The sequence below is a fragment of the Porticoccus sp. genome, assembly GCA_023261185.1.
Taxonomy (GTDB): Bacteria; Pseudomonadota; Gammaproteobacteria; order Pseudomonadales; family Porticoccaceae; genus Porticoccus; species Porticoccus litoralis.
Genome location: JALRJN010000115.1, coordinates 1 through 17165, shown reverse-complemented (window position 1 = coordinate 17165; position 17165 = coordinate 1). Strand labels below are relative to the sequence as shown.

Annotated in this window: 19 protein-coding genes and 1 tRNA gene; 9 read left to right on the top strand and 11 right to left on the bottom strand. The window is 52.5% G+C overall.

The window, feature by feature from the left end:
• Positions 1 to 61: 61 nt before the first annotated feature.
• The 6 genes from ACYZYZ_RS10755 to ACYZYZ_RS10730 all read right to left on the bottom strand — a co-directional run bounded on the left by ACYZYZ_RS10755 (position 62) and on the right by ACYZYZ_RS10730 (position 6089).
• Positions 62 to 131: transfer RNA gene (locus ACYZYZ_RS10755), tRNA-Phe, on the bottom strand.
• Positions 132 to 219: 88 nt separating this feature from the next.
• A complete protein-coding gene (locus tag ACYZYZ_RS10750) occupies positions 220 to 492 on the bottom strand; it encodes an oxidative damage protection protein (protein WP_305169106.1) in 273 nt (90 codons plus the stop codon).
• A 23-nt stretch (positions 493 to 515) separates the two neighbouring features.
• Positions 516 to 1556, bottom strand: coding sequence for an A/G-specific adenine glycosylase (mutY, locus tag ACYZYZ_RS10745; RefSeq protein ID WP_305169105.1), 1041 nt, complete (start codon positions 1554 to 1556; stop codon positions 516 to 518).
• The gene (locus ACYZYZ_RS10740) at positions 1556 to 3631 is read right to left on the bottom strand and encodes an AsmA family protein (RefSeq protein ID WP_461484252.1); all 2076 of its coding nucleotides are present in this window, start codon (positions 3629 to 3631) and stop codon (positions 1556 to 1558) included. The genes mutY and ACYZYZ_RS10740 overlap by 1 nt, the downstream gene beginning before the upstream one ends.
• A gap of 101 nt (positions 3632 to 3732) precedes the next feature.
• Positions 3733 to 5757: a TonB-dependent receptor gene (locus ACYZYZ_RS10735; protein WP_461484251.1), complete on the bottom strand. Its 2025-nt coding sequence runs from the start codon at positions 5755 to 5757 to the stop codon at positions 3733 to 3735.
• Positions 5758 to 5810: 53 nt separating this feature from the next.
• Positions 5811 to 6089: a hypothetical protein gene (locus ACYZYZ_RS10730; RefSeq protein WP_305169102.1), complete on the bottom strand. Its 279-nt coding sequence runs from the start codon at positions 6087 to 6089 to the stop codon at positions 5811 to 5813.
• 118 nt (positions 6090 to 6207) lie between these two features.
• Here ACYZYZ_RS10730 and hisB point away from each other — a divergent pair, with 118 nt between their 5' ends.
• The 7 genes from hisB to ACYZYZ_RS10695 all read left to right on the top strand — a co-directional run bounded on the left by hisB (position 6208) and on the right by ACYZYZ_RS10695 (position 10956).
• A complete protein-coding gene (hisB, locus tag ACYZYZ_RS10725; RefSeq protein WP_461484250.1) occupies positions 6208 to 6801 on the top strand; it encodes an imidazoleglycerol-phosphate dehydratase HisB in 594 nt (197 codons plus the stop codon).
• Positions 6802 to 6813: 12 nt separating this feature from the next.
• A complete protein-coding gene (gene hisH, locus ACYZYZ_RS10720; RefSeq protein ID WP_461484249.1) occupies positions 6814 to 7470 on the top strand; it encodes an imidazole glycerol phosphate synthase subunit HisH in 657 nt (218 codons plus the stop codon).
• Between the two features lie 62 nt (positions 7471 to 7532).
• Entirely contained in the window at positions 7533 to 8261 is a 729-nt protein-coding gene (gene hisA / locus ACYZYZ_RS10715) for a 1-(5-phosphoribosyl)-5-[(5-phosphoribosylamino)methylideneamino]imidazole-4-carboxamide isomerase (protein WP_461484248.1), read from the top strand.
• A gap of 90 nt (positions 8262 to 8351) precedes the next feature.
• Entirely contained in the window at positions 8352 to 8828 is a 477-nt protein-coding gene (locus ACYZYZ_RS10710; protein ID WP_461484247.1) for a hypothetical protein, read from the top strand.
• Between the two features lie 88 nt (positions 8829 to 8916).
• A complete protein-coding gene (gene murI, locus ACYZYZ_RS10705) occupies positions 8917 to 9705 on the top strand; it encodes a glutamate racemase (protein ID WP_461484246.1) in 789 nt (262 codons plus the stop codon).
• Between the two features lie 57 nt (positions 9706 to 9762).
• On the top strand, positions 9763 to 10227 hold the full coding sequence (locus tag ACYZYZ_RS10700; protein ID WP_461484245.1) for a tetratricopeptide repeat protein: 465 nt from the start codon (positions 9763 to 9765) through the stop codon (positions 10225 to 10227).
• Positions 10228 to 10431: 204 nt separating this feature from the next.
• On the top strand, positions 10432 to 10956 hold the full coding sequence (locus ACYZYZ_RS10695; RefSeq protein ID WP_305169095.1) for a lecithin retinol acyltransferase family protein: 525 nt from the start codon (positions 10432 to 10434) through the stop codon (positions 10954 to 10956).
• Positions 10957 to 11017: 61 nt separating this feature from the next.
• Here ACYZYZ_RS10695 and argF read toward each other — a convergent pair whose 3' ends face one another.
• The 5 genes from argF to ACYZYZ_RS10670 all read right to left on the bottom strand — a co-directional run bounded on the left by argF (position 11018) and on the right by ACYZYZ_RS10670 (position 15788).
• The gene (gene argF, locus ACYZYZ_RS10690) at positions 11018 to 11935 is read right to left on the bottom strand and encodes an ornithine carbamoyltransferase (RefSeq protein ID WP_461484244.1); all 918 of its coding nucleotides are present in this window, start codon (positions 11933 to 11935) and stop codon (positions 11018 to 11020) included.
• Positions 11936 to 11941: 6 nt separating this feature from the next.
• A complete protein-coding gene (locus tag ACYZYZ_RS10685) occupies positions 11942 to 13111 on the bottom strand; it encodes an acetylornithine transaminase (RefSeq protein ID WP_461484243.1) in 1170 nt (389 codons plus the stop codon).
• A 115-nt stretch (positions 13112 to 13226) separates the two neighbouring features.
• Complete coding sequence (locus ACYZYZ_RS10680; RefSeq protein ID WP_461484242.1) at positions 13227 to 13979, bottom strand: PepSY domain-containing protein; 753 nt, start codon at positions 13977 to 13979, stop codon at positions 13227 to 13229.
• A gap of 13 nt (positions 13980 to 13992) precedes the next feature.
• Complete coding sequence (locus ACYZYZ_RS10675; RefSeq protein WP_461484241.1) at positions 13993 to 14427, bottom strand: FMN-binding protein; 435 nt, start codon at positions 14425 to 14427, stop codon at positions 13993 to 13995.
• 122 nt (positions 14428 to 14549) lie between these two features.
• The gene (locus ACYZYZ_RS10670; protein ID WP_461484240.1) at positions 14550 to 15788 is read right to left on the bottom strand and encodes a porin; all 1239 of its coding nucleotides are present in this window, start codon (positions 15786 to 15788) and stop codon (positions 14550 to 14552) included.
• A gap of 234 nt (positions 15789 to 16022) precedes the next feature.
• On the opposite strand from ACYZYZ_RS10670, the gene grxD reads away from it, so the two are divergent.
• Positions 16023 to 16346, top strand: coding sequence for a Grx4 family monothiol glutaredoxin (gene grxD, locus ACYZYZ_RS10665; protein ID WP_305169089.1), 324 nt, complete (start codon positions 16023 to 16025; stop codon positions 16344 to 16346).
• 167 nt (positions 16347 to 16513) lie between these two features.
• The gene (locus ACYZYZ_RS10660; protein WP_305169088.1) at positions 16514 to 17119 is read left to right on the top strand and encodes a peroxiredoxin; all 606 of its coding nucleotides are present in this window, start codon (positions 16514 to 16516) and stop codon (positions 17117 to 17119) included.
• The last annotated feature ends 46 nt before the right edge of the window (positions 17120 to 17165 follow it).

Sequence of the window (17165 nt, the reverse complement as noted above, 5' to 3'; positions counted from 1 at the left end):
ACTATTTGTCTACTAGGTAAAAACAAAAAAGGCCTGCAATCACTGCAAGCCTTAAAAGTAGTGGTGCCTCGAGGCGGAATCGAACCACCGACACGAGGATTTTCAATCCTCTGCTCTACCGACTGAGCTATCTGGGCAATGTTCCAAGAGCCGCTTGGCGTCTCAGAAGGCGCGTATTAAACCTTCTCACATATGCAGCGTCAAGGGTAGCCGTGGAATTTATTCCGAGGGCGGCACAAACCCCTCTGCCTCGTCAATTTCCTGTCCCGAAAGGAACCTGTCCCGCTGTTCGTTGAGATAGGTGCGAGCAGTGAGGTCCATCATATTGAGGTGTTTTTCATTGATGAGCCGTGTCTGATGTTCCAGCCATTCCGACCAGGCCTTCTTGGAGACATTCTCAAAAATATCCTGACCTTTGGGGCCGGGAAAGGGGGGCGCATCCAGGCCTTCCAGTTCCTCGTTGAATTTTTTGCAGTGAACCATACGTGCCATGGGAATACCTTTTAATGGATAAGTTATTGCGTAAGCTGTTGCAGGAGCTGTCTGACCGGCTGGGCGGTTCCGAGCTCCAGTGATGATGCAGGGTTATACCAGACCAGGCCCGGACTATCCATGACCTGTGACGTCTGCTGGGCTTCGATTAGCGCTGGCTGGTAATCGAGATGAAAGTGGCTGAAGGTGTGGCGTCGCGTAGACAGCAACTCCCAGCTTTTGGGAGTACAGCCAAGTTGGTCGCAGGTGTTGTGGATGTCTTCTATCTCTGGGCACTGGGGAAAGACCCACAGGCCGCCCCACAAGCCGTTGGCCGGGCGTCGTTCCAGCAATATGTCGCCTTCGGGGTTGCGAATGACCAGAAACAGGCAGCGGCGCACAGGTTGCTCCTTCCGTGGCTTCTTGCCGGGAAAATCGGCCTGGTTGCCTATTGCCAGCGCCTGGCAATTATCTGCGAGAGGGCAGTTGTCACAATCCGGTTTGCTTCGGGTACATACGGTGGCGCCCAGATCCATGATCGCCTGGGTATAGTCTGCGATACGCTCTGATGGAGTATGCAGCTCTGCTTGTTCCCAGAGTTGTTTTAAAACGCTGCTTTGACCCGGCCAGCCAGCAATGGCGTGGTACCGGGCCAAAACTCGTTTAACGTTGCCATCGAGAATAGCTGCTTGTTTTTGGTGGGCGATGGCGCAGATAGCTCCAGCGGTGGAACGACCGATTCCCGGCAGTTGTTGCAGCGCTTCCACATCGTCGGGAAACTCGCCGCCACACTCTGTTACCACTATTTGCGCCGCGCGGTGCAGGTTGCGGGCTCGGGCGTAGTAGCCCAGCCCGGTCCAGTGATGTAGCACCTGATCGAGCTCGGCATTTGCCAGGGACTGCACATCCGGAAAGCTCGCCATAAAGCGCTCAAAGTAGGGAATGACCGTGCTGACCTGGGTCTGTTGCAACATGATTTCCGACACCCACACCCGGTAGGGGTGGATGTTTTGTTGCCAGGGCAGATCCTTGCGCCCGTACAGGTCGAACCAGTGGAGCAGCTTTTCGGCAAAACGGTCAGTCACTAGTTGAACAGTCCCTTCAGCAGGCCTTCCATCAACTGTTGTTTGGGGTCTTTCTGTTCAGTGGTTTCGCCGCTGGTATCACCTTCCTGGGTTTTACTCTCTGAGGGCTTAAGGAACTTGTCGATCAGTTTTTCCTGAATTTTCCCCTGGATCAGCTGGTTGATAAATTGCTTGTCCGGCAGGCACTTGCCGCCTCCGTTTTCGGCGAAGGAACCGGTGCAGCGAAAGGGAATATCCCGATTCTGGATGGTTTTGCTTTTTACGGTACAGCCTGTTTCTGAGGTGGTGTCACCATTGAGGCGGGACTTGATGAGCATGTCATAGGTTTCGCTGGCCAGATTGGCGCCGCCATTGCCGGAGACCACCAGATTGCCGACGCCGGTGGTAAAGCCGGGCAGGTTGATTATCTGGTCCTGCCATTTCACCGTGCCCTGCATATCGTTGAGCCTGGTGAAATTTGGCCAGGTCTTACCAGTGAGGGTTCTGCCCTCCACCAGTGAAGCCATCTCACAGTAGCTTTTCTCGACATTGATATTGTCCACCTGCATGTCGGTAAAACTGAACTTGCCGCTGCCGTTCATATTGGCCATCAGGGCATCACTGGTGTCACCGCTGCTGGTGCCGCTGAAATCCATTGTTAAATGGCCGTGAATATCAGCCTGCTCCGCGAGGGTAACCAGTGCCTGGTTCAAATCGATGCCAGTCAATGTCTTGGAGAAGGTAACGGATGGGGTTTTATTGCGTAGGTCTGCCTTGGCATTGACTTTAAAAGCTCCACCAAACACGCCGCCGGAGAGATCGGCAATCTGCACCACATTGCCGTTGGTGAACAGGTTCAAGTGCAGCTTGTCGACGCGAATATTGTCGGCGGTAATACTGGCCAGATTAACTTCAATATGTCCCTTGCCACCTTCCAACATGGCCAGCGGGGCCAGCAGTGGGGTAAAGATCGCAGCCTGCTCTTCGGTGCTGGAAGTCTCTGTAGTGGCGGGCAATACCAGATCGTTACCGTTGATGGCCATTTCCAGTTGTCGTGGAGCGGTGAGCTGCATGGACAGCTTGCCGCCGAGGTTGAACTTATCCAACGAGACTTTCAGGTCATCCAGAGAAACCGCTTTTTCCGAAGCGGAAAATTTGGTGCTGAGATCCACACGGCTGAAGCCCTCCGGTGGCTCCATAGGCAGCTCTTTTAATAGCAGGTTTTGCAGTGAAATTTCGCCTGTCAGCGCGGGTGCCGTTTGGACTTTTTCGCCAGTCATAGCACCGCTGATTTTGGCGGAACCAACGCTGCCGGTAAGGTCGCTGAGAGACAAGCTGTCACTGGCGCCGTTATAGCTGGCGTTGAAGTTCAGTGTCAGGGGTAATTTATCGAGACCCTTCAGGGTCAGTTTGGCATCAGACAGGCTGACTTGCTGCGGTTCCAACTGCAGAGCCGCCCGTGAGTTCAGCGATATGGCAAAGGGGTTGGGTTGGTCCGGTATTTGGGTGCTGACTTCCAAGCTCAGGTCGAAAGGCCGGTTATCGAGGTTAAGCCCTTCGCTGGTGAAATTGAGTTGATCGAATACCTGATCCGGTGCGCCGGGTGTAACAATCGTGATGCGGCTGTTGGTGAGCGACATCTTGTCGATGGCCACTTCAAAGGGCAGGTCAGCGGTTTCGGTTTTCTGGGTTGAGGCTGCAGCACCAGGTAGCGCGGCGACATTCGCCGCTTCGGCAGCGGTTTTGGCACGGATATCGGCACCCTCTACAGCAATGGCGGCCAGCCGCACTTTGCGGGTTAGCAGGGCTTTCCAGTCGAGTACGAAGTTTGCGTCGTTGAAGCGCACATCGGGTATACCGGCGCTGTCGTCAATGCCGGAAAGGGAGGTGGCCCCAGCGTGCACTGCCAGGTTGGGGAAAAAAGACCAGCCGAGGTCGCCTTCCATTTTCAGCTCGACGCCATTGTCCCGGGCCAGTTTTTCCAGTTCAGGCTTGTAGCTGTTGGGGTCAACGCCGACCAGCAGGAATGCGACACCGCCAATCACCACGACAATCAGAAGTACTGCTACCAGCAATACAATTTTCAAAAACTTCATGGAATTGTCTCCCTTACCCCAGGATTAAATTGGTCATTGCGGGAGTCATGTTACCCGCAATGACCAAGTTTGTTTACCAGCGATAATTGCCGGCCTGGGAGTTAGAAGCTGAATCTCACACCTAGTTCCAGGCTGAGTGCCGACTCTGGGGCTGAGTCGCGTAGATAGGATGTGGCGTTGCGGATTTCGTCGTCCAGCAGATTGGTGCCTTTCACAAACAGGAGCCAGTTTCCTGCAGCCGTATCAATGTGGTAGTGCACGTGGGCATCCAGACGAGTGTAGGCATCGGTGTCATCCTCAAACTCACCGGCGTGGCTCTGTTCATTGGCTTGGGTCAGGCGCATGCCGGCGGTCCAGCTGTAGGCGGTGTAATCCAGGGCTGCACCGTAGCGCAGTGGTGGAATGCGAGGCACATCTCCGCTCTTGTCGAGTTTGGCGCGCACATAGTCGCTGAACAGTTCAATTTCCCAGCGCTCAGCCACGGGAATAACCACTGAGGCTTCAATTCCCCTGAAGGTTGCGTCTTCCTGATTATATTGATAGATGGTTAATTCTTCGTCGTCATCTTCCACACCCGTATTTTTCTTGAAGATAAAATCGTCGATGCTGTTGTAGAACAGGTTGAGAGAGAGGTTTACGGGGCCTTCGTATCGATAGCCAAATTCAAAATTGTGGCTGGTTTCCTCATCCAGATTTTCATCACCGAGATCAAAACTTTGACTGGCATGATGTGGGCCATTTGATAGCAGTTCTTCAATGGCAGGTGCCCGTTGGGCACGGGTGAACGTGAAACTGACACGTTGCTCGTCAGTCATCTGCCATAGGGTGCCAAAGGACAGGCTTTGGGTATTGTGGTCGATTTCAGAGCTGCCATCGGGGTCAATGGTCTGACGGTCCAGTCGTAGCCCCACTTCATAACTCCAATCACCGTGGCTGGTTTCACCCACCCAAAAAACACCACTATTCTGAATGTCAGACTTGGGAATAAAGGATTCTTCGCCAATGGCGGCAAATTGCCGGTCTTCCAGTTGTAACCCGAAAGCGCCAGTCCACCCAGCGATTTCCTGATGGAGCAGCTCCACCCGGCCTTCAAAGGCTTCATTGGTAAAGCGAGTGCCCTTTTCTCCACCTTCCAGCTCAGTGTGTTCATAGTCGTTGTAACTGAAACCGAAACGTCCCAATTCAATGCCTGGAAGAATATCCTGCCATTCCGATTTTAGATCAACGCGGGTTTGTTCCATATCGATACGAATAGTTTCGGCTTCTTCCTCGTGCTCGTCTTCTTCCTCTTCTTCATGATGGTGATGGCCACCTGCAGGAACACCGTAGTTATTTTCCATTTCACTGACAGAAAGGCCGATAAAACCCTTGTCGCCAATCCAAGAAAGGCCTGCAGTTACGTTGTGTGCCTGGGAGTCGGTATTATCAATATAGCCATGGGTGCTTTCGTGATCTTCTTCATCGTCTTCAGGCAGTTGAGCGAATCCATCAACCTCCAGGTCATTACTGTCACGATAGAGTCCGTCCAGGTGCCAGGCCCAATTGCCCAGTGGGGTATCGGCTATAGCGCCATCCATGACAAAAACCGTACTGTTTTGATCATTGGCGCTGTTATGCCGGTATTCCACAGCTGATTTGAGTTCATCAGGTAGTTCATCGGGAATACGATTGTCGATAACATTAACCACGCCGCCAAAGGCGCCATTGCCGTAGCGCAGGGTAGCTGGGCCCCGCAGGACTTCGATGCGCTCCGCCACCAATGCTTCTACGGTGATAGAGTGATCGCCACTGGCATCTGAGGCATCCATGGTACCCATGCTGTCTTGCAAAACTCTGACGCGATTGCCGGATTGTCCGCGGATAACGGGTTGTCCCACGCCGGGTCCAAAGCCAGAACTGGTAACGCCTGGTTCGTCTTTGAGAGATTCGCCAATGGTGGCGGCGGCTTTATTGCGCAGTTCCTCGCCGCTGAGCACGCTGACAGCCTGGTTGATGCCGGCGGATTGCTCTTCCAGCGGTGAGGCAGAAACGATCACTTCATTGAGTGTGGATTGATGCTGGTCCTGTGCGGATGCAGCAATGGGCAGACTGGCGACGGCCAGTGCTGCCATAAAGTAAGTCTTCATGGTTCAGCTTCCCTAAGCAGAATTGGGTAAAAAAGTTGAGTGAATGTGTCAGTTCAGCTCAGGGAAGGAGGTGCGCGGCTGTTTTCGGGAGCAGCGTTGTGGCTGGCAAGTGGCGGGGTGGCCGCCACATGCTTTGTGGTGACCGGATGAATTGCGGGAAATGTAGCGGCATAACTCTGTAGCGTGGCGCTATTGTTGTGAGAGCTGTGGCAGATTTCACAACTGACATTGTCGCTGTCCACATGAATGTGGGCAGCAGCCAGCTCACCCATCCACAGTGTGGTGAGTGCCAACAGGCAGGCTATGACAATGTTCGGGGTTCGAAACTGCATTGATAAATCATCCGTAACCGACGTGGAAGTGTAATCACTTTGCGATGCCTGTGGAAGGGCAGGGTTGAGGGCTTTATAATACGCCGTCCCGAATGTCGGGCTGAGTGTGGAGAAACCCATGGCACAACGCAAAGCGACGGTGAGTCGCGATACCCTGGAAACCCGGATTACCGTTGAGGTGAACCTCGATGGCACCGGTCAATCCAGTTTTGATACTGGTGTGCCTTTCCTGGAGCACATGCTGGACCAGATTGCACGCCATGGACTGATCGACATCAGCATTAAGGCTGATGGCGACACACACATTGATGATCACCACACCGTAGAGGATGTGGGTATTACTCTCGGTCAGGCTTTCCAGAAAGCACTGGGTGACAAAAAAGGGATTCGTCGTTATGGGCATGCCTATGTGCCGTTGGACGAAGCGCTTTCCCGTGTTGTGGTGGATTTTTCCGGTCGTCCAGGCCTTGAAATGTTCGTGGATTTTACCCGTGCTCGCGTCGGGGATTTCGATGTGGACCTCGGGTATGAGTTTTTCCAGGGATTCGTCAACCACGCCGGTGTCACCCTGCACATTGACAATCTGCGCGGCAGCAATACGCACCACCAGATCGAGACCATCTTCAAGGCCTTTGGCCGTGCAGTGCGGATGGCGATAGAACCTGACCCGAGAATGGCCGGTGTGATGCCGTCTACCAAGGGCACCCTGTAAGCAGTAATTTCTATGACAGACTTTCGTACCCGTATCGCCGTGCTGGATTATGGCATGGGCAACCTACATTCTGTGTCTAAAGCACTGGAACACGTGGCGCCTCGCGCCGAAGTGGTGATTACTTCCGATGCTACCGAAGTGGACGATGCCGATCGGGTGGTTTTTCCCGGTGTGGGCGCCATTCGTGATTGCATGGGCGAAATTCGCCGCCTCGGCTTTGATCATATCGTTACCAAAGCCGTCAATCAGGGTAAACCAGTGTTGGGTATCTGTGTTGGGATGCAGGCGCTACTGGAACATAGCGAAGAAAATAACGGTGTTGACTGTTTAGGCATTCTGCCCGGTCAGGTGCGTTTTTTCGGCCGTGATCTCCACGATGCTAATGGGGAAAAGTTGAAGGTTCCTCACATGGGCTGGAATCAAGTGAGCCAGTCCATTGATCACCCCATGTGGCATGGGATTGAGCAGGATTCCCGTTTTTACTTTGTGCACAGTTACTACGTGGACGAAAGTCGTCCGGAGCTGGTGGCGGGCACCTGTGATTACGCCGTGCGTTTTGCCGCCGCCGTGGCACGCGACAATTTATTCGCGGTGCAATTTCACCCGGAAAAAAGCCACACCGCCGGTTTGCAGTTGCTGAGTAACTTTGTCTCCTGGTTGGGTGAATAACCCTGCCGGGTTGACCAACCAACAATCATAATGACCTACCCCGAACAGACAGGAAACGAGCAGTGCTGATTATCCCCGCAATTGATTTGAAAGATGGCCAGTGTGTGCGTCTGCGCCAGGGCCGCATGGAAGACTCCACTGTGTTTTCCGGAGATCCCGTTGACATGGCATCACGATGGGTAGATGCCGGTGCGCGCAGGTTGCACCTGGTGGACCTTAACGGCGCCTTTGCCGGTGAACCAGTGAATGGCGATGTTGTCACTGCAATTGCTCGGGCTTACCCGGATCTGCCTATTCAGATTGGTGGCGGAATCCGTAATGCGGAAACCATCGAAGCCTACCTGAAGGCCGGTGTAAATTACGTCATTATCGGCACCAAAGCGGTCAAGGAACCCGAGTTTGTCACCGAAATGTGCAAACAGTTTCCAGGTCACATTATTGTCGGTATCGATGCCAAGCAGGGCCTGGTGGCAACCGATGGTTGGGCTGAGGTCACCGAAGTTAAGGCCACTGACCTGGCTAAACGCTTCGAGGCGGACGGTGTCAGCGCGATTGTTTACACCGATATTGATCGTGACGGCATGATGGAGGGTGTGAATGTTGAGGCAACCGTCAATATGGCGCGAGCTTCTTCAATTCCCGTGATCGCCTCCGGTGGTATCACCAATATGGACGATATTGTGGCACTCAATGCCGTTGCCGGTCAGGGCATTCTTGGTGCCATCACTGGTCGTGCCATCTACGAAGGGACGCTGGATGTCGCTGAAGCCCAGCGCCACTGTGACGGCTGAGTATCCGGTCACACACCAACCAGAAAAACGTATCAGCAACCCCCGGTTTACCTCAGAATGGGGTTTGGTTCCCCATTCAGGTTGGAAAGCATGTCTAGTCATATCAGTAGTGCCGAAGTCGTTAGAAGGATTGAGCTCTTTGTCTTGATGATCGGCATGGTTGTCGCTTTTTATATTCTCAGCCTGGGCGCCAAAAGCGCATTTCTTTCCCTGTTGCAAAGCGGTCTGGCTTTACAGGACGTGTTACTCACAGCGTTCAGTCTGGTCATGATGGGTGCAATTGTTTCATCGCCCTTTCTGTTGCTTGCCCTGTTGGGAAAGAAGATTGTCGGTGTAGGCAGAGTCAACCGCTACCAGATTTCAGGACTGATCATTTCCCTGTTGTTTACGGTCTGTTCGGTGTACCTCTACGCTGATGCCCACCGCATCGTCTCCACTGACCGGTCATCCACAGCGGGTTTGGTTTTTCTGGCTGTGCCGTTCTACCTGTGTCTGTTCGGTGGGGTACTGTATGGATTGCTCAATTTTCTGTATGGCCGATATCGCAGAACTATTCCACAGGAATAGCACACTGGATTTTTCGAGTGTGAAAAAATGCACGAATAGATAGCGCAGTCGAAAGTACACCAAAGGAAGAAAGGCTGTTGACAGATACATGAGAGATTCGGGACCCATCGGGGTGTTTGATTCAGGCATTGGTGGCCTGACAATTGCCAGAAAAATCAGGGAATTAATGCCTTGCGAAGATATTCTCTATGTGGCGGACAGCGGACACGCCCCCTATGGCGACAGGCCCGACCGGTACATTCTGGAGCGCTCCTTTGCCGTTACTGACTTTCTTCTGTCTCGCCAGGTCAAGGCGGTGGTTGTAGCCTGTAATACCGCCACCACAACCTGTATTTCTGAACTTCGAGCTAAATACCCAGTGCCTTTTATTGGCGTTGAACCGGGAGTTAAACCCGCAGTACTCAATAGCAAAAGTGGGGTAGTGGGCATTTTGGCCACCACAAAAACCCTGGTGACGGATTCATTCACGGAACTGGCAAAGCGTGTTTCCGATGGCATCAGAGTAGAAGTCATGCCCTGTCCTGAGCTGGTTGTCCAGATTGAATCGTTAAAACTCAGCTATGAGGAGACGGCGGGTTTGGTGGGAAAATATGTACACCCTCTTCTTGCCAGAGGGGCCGATACTATCGTTCTGGGCTGTACACACTATGCACACCTTGCACCGGTGATAGCCCAGGTAGCTGGTCCCGATGTCTCAATCATTAGCACAGAGCTGGCTGTGGCCAATGAGGTTTGTCGACGCCTTGAAAGCCAAGGGCTGACGGCAACAAATTCAACAACTGGCGGTGAAGAGTTCTGGAGTAGTGGTGAGTTGGCCCTATTCCAGGCGCAGGTTCAGCATTTCTGGGGGCCGTCATCACTTGTGCGGCAGTTTTAGCCTGGCCAGACTTACCATAGGACTTAAACGTCAAGCTGAGACTACCTTGGAGCACATATGAAAAATCTCATTTTCACATTTCTGGTATGGGTAGTTTCTGCAATGGTATCTGCAAGCGTTTTTGCAGAAACACCTGCGTTGAAGCCCATTGACCAGTATTACGCTCATGCCAGTGCCTCTGAGTGGGCTGAAGCGCTCCCAATTATCCGGTCGCTGGTGGAGGCAGATCCGAGTATGCCCTCCAGATGGTTTCAATACGGCACTTGTCTTGAAGCGCTAGAGTTATACCCGGGAGCCATTTCCGCATTTAAATCGGCGTATGAGCTGGACTCAACCGATTACGGAGCACAGTACCGTATCTTCAAAAATTACGCCTTGGCTGGGGATGCCGCCGGATTTGTCGCTTTTGCCAGAGCAGAGGTTTTAAAAACGCCGGGCATTATCGAGTTAATTGCGCAGCGGCAGGAGTTTAAAGAAATCACATCCAGTAAAGCTTATCAGGAATTTTTAAGCCAGCTATGAATGACAGTGAATGCATTCACACCCGTAATTTTTAGCGTTCTATGGGGTATTTTGCCCGAGTGATGATTTATATTTTTCAGAGCTTTATCTGCTTACGTTATCAGTCGTTCGCACCGCCAAAAGTGGTGTCACGTAAAGCCAATAAAATCCGTTAAACTGCTATCATCAATCCATTGTTATGGCCTTGGCGGAAGGGACGCTTTTATGGCTCGAGGTGACCACATCTATGTCCGGCGTTATGGTGGCGTCTATGCCCACCACGGCATTGATGCGGGTGATGGAACGGTGATTCACTATACCAGTAACCACTGGGTAACCCCTCGCCAGGTGCGGCGGACCAGCCTTGAAAAGTTTGCCCGCGGGGATGAAGTGCTGGTCCGTGACTACGAGCGTTTTTTTGAAACCCTAAAACGCGGTGATTTGATCGATCGTACCAGCCTTGGCATTAACAAGTTTATGGACAGCCTGCGGGGGCTTAAGGTCGAAGAGCTGGATTTTTCACCGGATGCGGTAATGAGCCGGGCTGAAAGTCGGCTGGGTGAATTTGCGTTTGACTGGATGTTTAACAACTGTGAGCACTTTGCCAGCTGGTGTAAAACCGGCATCAGTAACAGTGAACAGATTACCGATTTGTGGCGACAGGCACTCACCGGCGGCAATTTTGCCAAGTATCGCACCAGTAAGGCGTTGACCAACCTGGTGGAGTTGCCCTGGCGGCTGTTGCGCTAGCTGCTGGGGCTATTTCCCAGGCCCAGCAGGGATACGGCTATCCAGCGGGCAGTTTCGGGTTTTACTTCGCCGCTTCGGCGAGAAGGAACTCCATTAATGCCTTCTGGGCATGCAGACGGTTTTCGGCTTCATCCCATACCACGGACCATTTCGATTCCAGCATGGTCTCGCTGATTTCCAGGCCGCGATAGGCAGGCAGACAATGCATAAACAGGGCGTCTGCAGCGGCTTCACTCTGCATCACTGCTTCGTTGACCTGGAACCCGGCAAAATCCTTTTCACGCTGTTTCTTTTCCTGTTCCTGGCCCATGGAGGCCCAGGTGTCCGTTACCACCAGGTCCGCATTTTTCAGGGCGGCAACGGGGTCTCGAACGATGGAGACACGGTTGCTGAATCTGTCCAGTAACGTTTGTGACGGTTCGTAGCCTGATGGACAGGCGATGACCAGTTCGAAGTCCAGCATGTCGGCAGCATTCATGTATGACTGGCACATGTTATTGCCGTCACCCACCCACGCGACCTTCTTGCCTTGAATACTGCCCCGGTGTTCCAGGTAAGTCTGCATGTCGGCAAGCAACTGACAGGGGTGGAATTCATCGGTCAGTGCGTTAATTACCGGCACGCTGGAATAGTCCGCAAAGGTAGAGATGCGGTCGTGCCCAAACGTGCGGATCATGATGATATCCACCATGCGTGAGATGACCCGGGCAGAATCTTCCACCGGTTCTCCGCGACCGAGCTGGGTATCGTTGGGTGACAGGAATAGGGCGCTGCCGCCAAGTTGGGCCATGCCGGCTTCAAAGGAAACCCGGGTGCGGGTGGATGATTTCTCGAAAATCATTGCCAGCACTTTACCCTCACAGGGGCGACCTGCCGTGCTGTTGCGGTGTTGCTGTTTGAGTTCCACAGCACGTTGCAACAGGCTTTTGAGTTCTGTCTTGGTCAGGTCCTGCAAGGTCAGGAAGTGTCTCAATCCCATAGTCTTTTACTCCTGTGTGAGTAGCTCACCCAGTGTTTGTACCAGTTGGTCAGCTTCTTCTTGGCTGATGTTCAGAGGCGGCAGCAGGCGAATCACGGACTGGGCAGTGACATTAATCAACAAACCTTTTGCAGCGGCTTTTTCCACCAGCTCGGTACAGGGTTGTTTCATTTCTATACCCAGCATCAATCCCTGGCCGCGAACTTCGATGACGTCATCCAGGCCACCGAGTCGCTCTGTCAACTGCTGCAGAAGGTAGTTGCCCATGTCGGCGGCCTGTTGGCAAAGGTTCTGCTCTTGAATGACCTTCACTGTTGCCAGCCCTGCGGCGCAGGCCAGGGGATTGCCCCCAAACGTGGAGCCATGGCTACCAGGCTGCATCAGTTCTGAGGCTTTGGGCCCGGTCAGGCAGACACCAATCGGTATACCATTGCCCAGACCTTTGGCTGTGGTCAGCACATCTGGCAGGATACCCGCATGCTGGTAATTGAAATATTTTCCAGTGCGGCCATTGCCGGTCTGAATTTCATCCAGCATCAGCAGCCAGTCCTGTTCATCACAGAGCTGTCTCAGGCCTGTCAGGTAATTTGCCTCAGGCACACGAATACCGCCTTCACCCTGAATGGGTTCCAGCAACAGCGCGACTACTTTGCGGTTATTTTTAGCGATGGTTTTCAGCGCTTCGATATCGCCATAGGGCGCGCGTACGAAACCTCTGACCAACGGCTCAAAGCCGGCTTGAACCTTGCGGTTTCCGGTGGCTGTCAGAGTCGCCAGTGTGCGCCCGTGGAAGGCATTTTCCAGGACGATAATAGTGGGTTCATCGATGCCGCGCTTATTGCCCAGCATACGCGCCAGCTTGATGGCGGTTTCATTGGCCTCAGCGCCGGAATTGCAGAAAAACATTTTCTCAAGACCGGAGAGGTCGCGCAGCTGTTCCGCCAGAGCTTCCTGGTTGGGAATGTTATAGAGATTGGAGCAGTGGGTCAGCGTGGCAGCCTGCTCGGCAATGGCTTTTGTCACTTCCGGGTGGGCATGGCCCAGTCCACAGACGGCAATGCCGGAAATGGCGTCAAGGTAGCGATTGCCCTGATCATCCCAAACCCAGCTACCCTGTCCCCGGGTGAGGGTTATTTTTCGAGTGCCGTAATTGTTCATCAATGCGTTACTGGTCATCGCAATCTTCCAAAACAAAAAAAGGCAGTCGCCAGTTGCGCTGCCCAAGGTGCGGAATAATATAGGGATTTTTCAACAATGGCAATCATCCCGCGGCTTTGCGGGGTGTCAGGGTTTATTTACCACCACCATTGAGTCGGCGTCTGCTGTTCCAGGCCCAGATTCCGGTAAGGGCCAATACACACAAAAGAATGCCAATAATATCTACGAACCACACACCGGCGGCTCCAAAAAAACGCCCGCTGTGGAGGTCGAGAATCAGGCTTTCCAGCGATATTCCAGGTAGGGCACTGCTATCAATCTGCTTGAACAGCGCGTCAGGCACCGCAGTTGGTGTGCTCCATCCATCTTCTATGTTGGCTCGGACCGAGATTGACAGGCTCTCTGGATCAATGACATAGGTTTGTTGCGCATTACTGATAAGTATTTGGTTGTTGAGGGCCTGCAACCGGGTGATTCCCTCGGGCAACCCACTGAATGTATCGACTTTTTCGATTAACTCGCCCGATGGCGTGAGCAACAGCAGGGCATCCTCACAAAGTGCCAGCAACATATCCGGCACTCCAGCGGCGCCATGTAATGGTGCAGGGCAGGTGGCGACCGGTGCAGTATCCAGAAACAGGCTGTTGTCGGAAAGGCTTAGCCATTGATCGCCAATCCTGACACCTTCAAGCTGCGGGTGTTCCAGGCCATACCAGTTCAGCAGCCAGGGCGCCTTCAGGTGTTTGTCAGCCAGGTTCAGGGCGGGGGAGTGATTGAGCAGAATGCCGGTGGCTGCCAGGAATATCAGCATGATGGTAATACCCAATCCTATGCGGCGGTGCCACTTGATATTGAATAGAAAAATCTTGCGGAGTCTCTGCGGCAAGGGTACAGCTCTCTTATTCTTCTGGTTTCTGGAAGGCTTGCTGGTGATAGTAGAGGGCCAGGGCGGCAACTTTAGTTACCGCACGTACCGAGAGGGTTGCCCCGGTGATGCCATCAATATGTGTATCCAGATGGAAGTCTTCAGTTATTTTGACATCCGCATACTGCGCGGTAAATGACGGGTAGCGCACTTCCCAGCCACGGCTTTCGCGAAAGGCCAGAATTTTCACCTGTTGGATACGATTGTCGTTGATCACTACGCCAATGGTAATAGGCAATTCCTTGCCGATTTCTTCCATGATCCAGGCGGAGGTGTTGCCGTTATGCCAGTAGCGAGTGCGCAATCCACGCACGCTGCGATTCATGATCTGGCTGGCAATCTCTTTGCGGCCGGGGGTGAGCAGTAGGTAGTCCGCCTGGGGTTTGGTGTCCCCGAAAACTTCTGCCACAAACTCAGGCCCGGTCTGATACACCCCTTTGCCCCAAGCGCCGCCAATTACAGTGAAGAGTACGACAAAAAGGAGAGCCGCTTTCGCTGCTCTCCTCATGGATGTTGATAAATGTTGTTGGCTTAAAAGCTCCAACCTACCCCCAGGTTAAATCCACGCAGTTCGTCACCAACTTCTACTTCCTGACGCATGTAGTCTGCTTTCAGCACCACATTTTCTGCCAGCCAGTAGTTTACACCAATATCATATTGCTCTTTCTCGGTGTCACTGCTGTTGCCAGCCTGATTGTCCCATTCGCTGTAACGGGCGAACAGTCCCAGTTTTGGTGAAAGTCTGTAGGAGGGTTCGATGTAGAAGCCTTCCTGCTCATCGGCACCGGCCTGAACGGCTTCAATGGCGTCGTCGATGTCCCAGTGAGCGTAAAGCGCACGAATACCAAAGGGACCGCTGTTGTAAATGGCATGGGCTTCCCAAAATGTGGCGTCTGCTTCGTCTTCACCGCCGAAGGTTTCGCCCTGCCAAAGGTCGGACTGGTACTGAACGGTGGCGGCCAATTCCAGGCCGGGTACTCCGGTGTATTTCAGGCGACCGGTATAGGCGAGATCATCACCCTTTGCTTCGCTGGCTTTTTGGCGGCCATCACGAATTTTATATTTGCCATCCATGGGAGTGATATACAGGCCCGAGTGCACACCTGCATCGTAACTCAGCCCCTGAGCCAGTTCGCCACTGAACATGGCACCAGCTTCCCACCAGGTAGCAGGCAGAATGTCTTTTTCAACATTGTTGCGTTCAACACCGTAGAAAGTATCGGGTTCGTGGGTCTCATTAATAATGCCCACTGGCATCAGGAACACACCGGCCTTGGCGCGGTGGTGCTGTGCATAATCGTATTCGATATAGGCTTGTTCGATTTCCACTTCACCATTTTTGCCTTCTCCCGCGACGTTGTGCTCGACTTCCAGTTCAGAGAAGAAGCGCAGATCATCATTAAATTGGTGGCCGAAGAACAGCACAAAGCGGTGCAGGTCGAACTCATCTTTGGAGTTGTCAGAATTATCAGACGTGAGGTTGTTGTAGTGGACCTCACCGTAGCCGCCAATAGTAGTTTTTTCAGCCCACTCTGCCAGCTTGGCAACGGGACCGGCGCTGACTTCTTCGACTGCGGCGAAGGTGGCTTCGGTTTTTTCTTCAGTCTGAGCGACACGTTGTTCGGTTTCACTGAGCTGTGATTTAAGTTGGGCAATTTCTGCCTGTTGCTTTTGCACTAATTCCCACATTTCTTCGAGTGATGGTGCTGCAGCCTGTGCTGTCGAGGCTAGCCCAATGGCGGCCGCGGCAAGCAGAGTCTTCTTGTACATGTTGCTTTCTCCGAATGTTCTTCTGTTGAATGCCTTTGGGTAAGACGGCCCAAACTATAACGAGAATCGTTCTCATGTGCAAACAATTCCTATTTGTATTAGCGTTATTGGTAGTGCTGTTGGGAAGTAAAAGAATTTTTTGACCGATGTAGTGTCAGATGCCGGTGAGTGGAGTAGAATAGTTGACCTTAATAGTCGACTATTACGTGGTTAAATATTTAGAGGTACATATCAATGGATATTATGGAAACCATTCGTGAGCAGGTAGAAGGTAACCCGGTCATTCTCTATATGAAGGGCTCTCCGAATGCTCCCCAATGTGGTTTTTCAGCACGCACCGTAGAAGCACTTATGGCGTGTGGCGAGCGTTTTGCCTATGTGGATGTTCTGAGTAACCCCGAGATTCGTGCGAACTTGCCAAAGTACGCGAACTGGCCTACGTTTCCCCAATTGTGGGTGAATGGTGAGCTGGTCGGTGGCTGCGACATCATCACTGAAATGCACGAAAACGGTGAACTCGCCGAGCTGGTTAAGGCTGCGGCACCGAAAGCCGAGTGATGCCTCCTTTGACGGGATTTGTTTTAAGTTGACTTATTGTGGTTATAGAGAATAACAATGAGACATAGTTGGTTCATTGTGTAAGATGACTTCTAATGTTTTGGTAAAGGGCTGCTGCCGGTAGCCCCAACACGATTAATAACTTAATGAAAAAGAGGAGTTAGACCATGGGAGTTTTAGTTGGTAAGCCAGCACCAGACTTTACTGCTGGGGCGGTAATGGGCAATGGTGACATTGTTGACGCGTTCACTCTGTCCGATGCCATCAAAGGTAAAAAAGCGGTCATTTTCTTCTATCCGCTGGATTTTACTTTTGTATGTCCTTCTGAGCTGATCGCATTTGATCACCGCTATGAAGAATTCCAAAAGCGTGGTGTCGAAGTGATCGGTGTTTCCATCGATTCAGTTTTCACCCACAACGCCTGGCGTAACACGTCCATCAATGATGGCGGTATTGGCCAAGTTAAGTACCCCCTTGTTGCTGATGTGAAACACGAAATCTGTCAGGCCTATGATGTGGAGTTCGACGCCGCTGGTGTTGCTTTCCGCGGCTCATTCCTGATCGACGAAGATGGTGTTGTTCGTCACCAAGTGGTCAATGACCTGCCTCTTGGCCGTAACATTGATGAAATGCTGCGTATGGTTGATGCCCTGAGCTTCCACCAGTCCCACGGTGAAGTGTGCCCGGCTGGCTGGAAAGAAGGTGATAAAGGTATGGACGCATCTCCGAATGGTGTTGCTTCTTACCTCTCCGAGAACGCTGATAAGCTGTAAATATTGGGTGTTCGCGTAAAAACCGCAGGGCTTGCCCTGCGGTTTT